Annotated in this window: 2 protein-coding genes and 1 pseudogene; 2 read left to right on the top strand and 1 reads right to left on the bottom strand. The window is 44.0% G+C overall.

The features are described 5' to 3' along the window. Together A5N85_RS16305 and A5N85_RS13030 are read left to right on the top strand one after the other, a co-directional pair. Nucleotides 1–210: hypothetical protein (locus A5N85_RS16305; protein WP_211268223.1), on the top strand; the 210-nt coding region annotated here is incomplete at its 5' end. 144 nt (nucleotides 211–354) lie between these two features. Continuing rightward, complete coding sequence (locus tag A5N85_RS13030) at nucleotides 355–3,711, top strand: AAA family ATPase (protein ID WP_072577578.1); 3,357 nt, start codon at nucleotides 355–357, stop codon at nucleotides 3,709–3,711. Nucleotides 3,712–4,088: 377 nt separating this feature from the next. Here A5N85_RS13030 and A5N85_RS13025 read toward each other — a convergent pair. Continuing rightward, nucleotides 4,089–4,312 (bottom strand): annotated as a pseudogene (locus A5N85_RS13025) (IS630 family transposase); the annotation flags it as partial.

Here is a 4,312-nt window from a genome sequence, read left to right as displayed (position 1 = left end):
TATCCATCGGCGCATTTGAAACAACATCCAAAACAGCCGCTGCAGGTAATTCCTTATTCCCGCAAAAAAAGCTGCATCCATTCTCTTTCCTCCGTTGACTATCGCTTTTCTCATACCGACACATCCATCCACAATGATGTGTCTTTATTTATTATAACAACGCCAGTTTACTCCATTTTTATACTCGAAAAAGCAAAAACCAACGAATAAAAGCTACCATTTTTAATACGCTATATCATGGCTGCTCTCTTTAAATTGAAACTCGCTCTCTAAAAAATCCCCTACCAATAAACGGTAGGTTTTTTAAAAACAAGCGCTATAATACTCCGCTTTTTTCATCAACTATCATATCCTATGCGCTTAACCGCCATTCGTCTTTCAGGCTTCAAATCCTTTGCTGACAATACTGTTTTTCCAGTAGATGCGCCAGTCACGGGCATTATTGGACCAAATGGCTGTGGAAAATCTAACATCATTGACGCCGTTCGTTGGGTGCTTGGAGAAAGCACTGCAAAACAACTGCGCGGACAAACCCTAACCGATGTCATTTTTGGCGGTGCTAAAAATCGACGCGCAGGTGGGATGGCAACCGTATCGCTCCATTTTGACAATAGTGAAAATACTGCTGGTGGTGCCTTTGCAGAATATGCAGAAATCGTTATTCAACGCCGCGTGACCTCCGATGGACAAAACCATTACCAAATCAACCAGCAGCGCTGCCGACGTAAAGACATTGTAGAGTTGTTACAAGGTACAGGCGTTGGCGCAAGAAGCTATGCCGTGATTGAACAAGGAATGGTTAGCCGAATCGTTGAGAGCAAACCAGAAGAACTGCGAACTTTTATCGAAGAAGCAGCTGGCATCTCTCTCTATAAAAATCGGCGCAAAGAAAGTGAGCGAAAAATGGAGCAAGTGCGTGAGCACCTAACGCGCCATCATGACCGCTTACAACAACTTGGTCGTCAACGCACACAACTTGCCCAAGAAGCCGAAACCGCACGTCTTTATCGAGAACACCAAACCGAACATAGCGCCCTTAGCCATCGCCTTATCAGTTGGCAACTTCATCGTATTAGCCAAGAAATCCAACAACTAGAAACCGATTACCATCAAGAAGAAAACACGCTTGCAGAAGCGATGATTGCGCAAGAACAAGCAGCCAAAGCCAGAGAAACTGCAGAAGCCCAATTAGAAGCCATCAACCGCCAAACACTTGATAGTCAAGCAAGCTATCAGCATGCCGTTAATCAACATCATCGACAAGAAACCCTATTAGGCAAACAAAAAACCGATTACCAACACCTCTCCCAGCGTCTTTTAGAAACTCAACAACGCTTATCACGATTTGAAAGCCAGCTACAAGAAGATGATTGCCAGGTACTTGACTGGCAAAATGCCTTAACAGAAACTCGAACCCAACATCAAGAACTAGAAAGCATTATTGAGGAACTAAACCAACAACTGATTGATGCACAGCAACAAACAGAAGAGCGCAAAAACGCGCTAGAACAAGCCCAACGCCAACACGACCGACAACAAGAAAAGCTCAATCGAGCCACCACCCGCCGGCAAGAAGCACAACATCGCTGCCAAATATTGGCACAACGCTTAGCAGAACAACAACACTATCAACCAGAAACAGAAAATGAAGAAGCAGTAGAAACCCTAGAGCTTAGCTGCGAAACCTTACAAATTACCCTAGAAACCCAAAATACCGAATGGGAACAAGCCCAAAGCGCCGTCGCTAACGCTCAAGCGCGACTAAACCAGCTTGAAACCACTTACAGAGAAGCACTAACGCATTACACCCAAAACCAAAGCCGTCGAGATACCCTAATTGAATGGCTACCTTCACCCGCCACGGAAGAAACCACCGAACATCCCAAACTTTACCAACACCTGCAAGTCCATTCCAAATGGCAACACGCCATAGAAACCCTCATCGGAACACACCTACAAACCGCTATCAGCGAAATACCGCTTGCCGAGCAATCCTATTTTGGAAAAGCCCCCATTCCTGAACAATGGCAACCTTACCTTAATACTCCAGCAGACCTAACGCCGCTTCTTGCACATCTCACCCCCTACATAGGCGAAAACCTTTTACCCAATAAAACCTACCTCACCCCTGACGGTGAAATCCTAACAAACACCACCCGACTTCGTCTGACCAATCAAGATAACGACGGACTACTTGCGCGCATTGAAGCCTTAAACACATTAGAACAACAGCTCATCACGCAAAGTGAGCAACTCAATACCTTAGAACAGCAACACCAACAAGCCACGCTCGCCTTGCAAACCGCCCAACAACAAGAACAACGACTCGCGCATCACTATCGAGAAACAGAAAAACAACTCAAAGAAACCGAACATCGCCGTCAACTACTCCGCCAAGCCCAACAGCATACCCAAGCCCTAATGGCTAAACACCAACAAACCTTAGCAACCTTACAAGAAGACCTCAGCGCTGCCCAACATCAGCAAACCGATATCGAAATCGAATACGCCGAGTGCGTACGCGAAAAACAAACCCTTCCTGACATCGAAACCTATAAACAACAATGGCAACAGGCACACACCAATCATCAACACTTACAAAGCAAACAGAGCACACTTACCCAACAACAGCAACAACTTTCAACACAAATCCATACCCTACAAACCCAGCTAGAAAGCCAAACCAAGCAGCAGCAGCGTCTAACACTTGAAATCCAAGAAACCCATGAACAACAAAACCAATGGCAACAACAGCTAACCTCCCTAGAAATCACCATTGAAGAAAGCCAACTTGCCTTTGAAACCGCTATTCTAGCGCTAGAAGAAAACGAAACCCGACATCAGCACGCTATCGAACAGCAACACGAAGCCCGTGCACGACTCCAAAACGCTAAAGACAGCGAAAATGCTGCAAAACATGCTTACCAATTAGCAGAAGAACGACTCAGTAATAGACATGAACGATTAGAACAACTCGAACAACAACGACAAGAAAAACAACAAATTCTCAATACTGATGACCGTAAACCGCTCCAATTTCCAGAAAACCATCAAGAAAACGAAGCTGCTGCCAATAAACGCTTACGACAACTCAAAATTGCCATGGAAGAATTGGGCGCCGTTAACCTTACCGCCGTAGAACGCTATCGTGAAATTGATACCGAATACCAAACCCTCGCCCACCAATGCGAAGACCTAGAAAACAGTTTGGCACTTTTAGAAGAGGCCATTGCCCAGCTAGATAACGAAACCAAAAGCCGTCTGACTGACACCTTTAACACCGTCAACCAACACTTTAGCCAATACTTCCCGCTCCTATTTCGCGGTGGAGAAGGCAGCATGCAATGGACAGACAACGACATCCTCACTGCTGGCATTAGCCTTAGCGTACGACCACCGGGTAAAAAAGTTAAAAACCTCAGCGTTCTTTCAGGTGGGGAAAAAGCACTCACCGCCGTTGCCCTTGTCTTTTCCTTTTTCCGTCTTAATCCCGCGCCTTTCTGCCTGCTTGATGAAATTGACGCCCCATTAGACGATGCCAACGTTGGACGCCTCTGCGCACTGCTACGCGAAATGAGCCAACAAACCCAATTCATTATGATTACCCACCACAAACGCAGCATGGAAAACTGCGACCGTTTAATCGGTGTCACCATGAGCGAACCCGGCGTTTCTCGCTTAGTTAGCGTAAAATTTGAAGAAGCCAACTAAAGCATAGCCAAATTTCCCAAAAAATGCATACAACGTTAACTCAATATCCAATTTGAAAACAGCCCTTACCCCAAGTACAGTATGCATTTTTCGAGACCCCAGCTATATAGCTAAATGAGACTTTTGCAAAAAAAATATAAAATAGAGAAATTTCAATTTTTCAAGTTTTGAAAATATATTAAAATCATAGTGTTAATTTTTCTACTAGTCACAAAAATTAGTATAAAACGGAATTTTGCAAAGGTCTCTAAGTGTCTTTAACTCGCATACAGCGTTGGCTCGTTTTTCCGTACTGAGGTTGCTGTCTGTAGTGCGTCAGTTTGTATGCAAGCTAACCCCATTCAGCTATAGTGGTTTAAAAAGTATGCTAATTATAGTCAATTAAATCCAGAATAGGACAAAAGAGCATCCCAAAAGACATCAAAATTAGATAAAACTTTACGTAAATACTTTTAAGATTGCCCCACTGCTTTTCGATTAGATTTAACTCTGGCGAATAAGGTGATAAAGGCAAAACAACGTGACCAAATTTTTCGGCTAACGCTTTTAGAACCTTCATTCGATGAAATTGAGCATTATCCATAATAATCACTGATTTAAC

The sequence above is a fragment of the Suttonella ornithocola genome, assembly GCF_001889065.1.
Taxonomy (GTDB): Bacteria; Pseudomonadota; Gammaproteobacteria; order Cardiobacteriales; family Cardiobacteriaceae; genus Suttonella_A; species Suttonella_A ornithocola.
The sequence above is the reverse complement of the archived record's forward strand: the minus strand, read 5'-3'. Positions and strand labels throughout refer to the sequence as shown.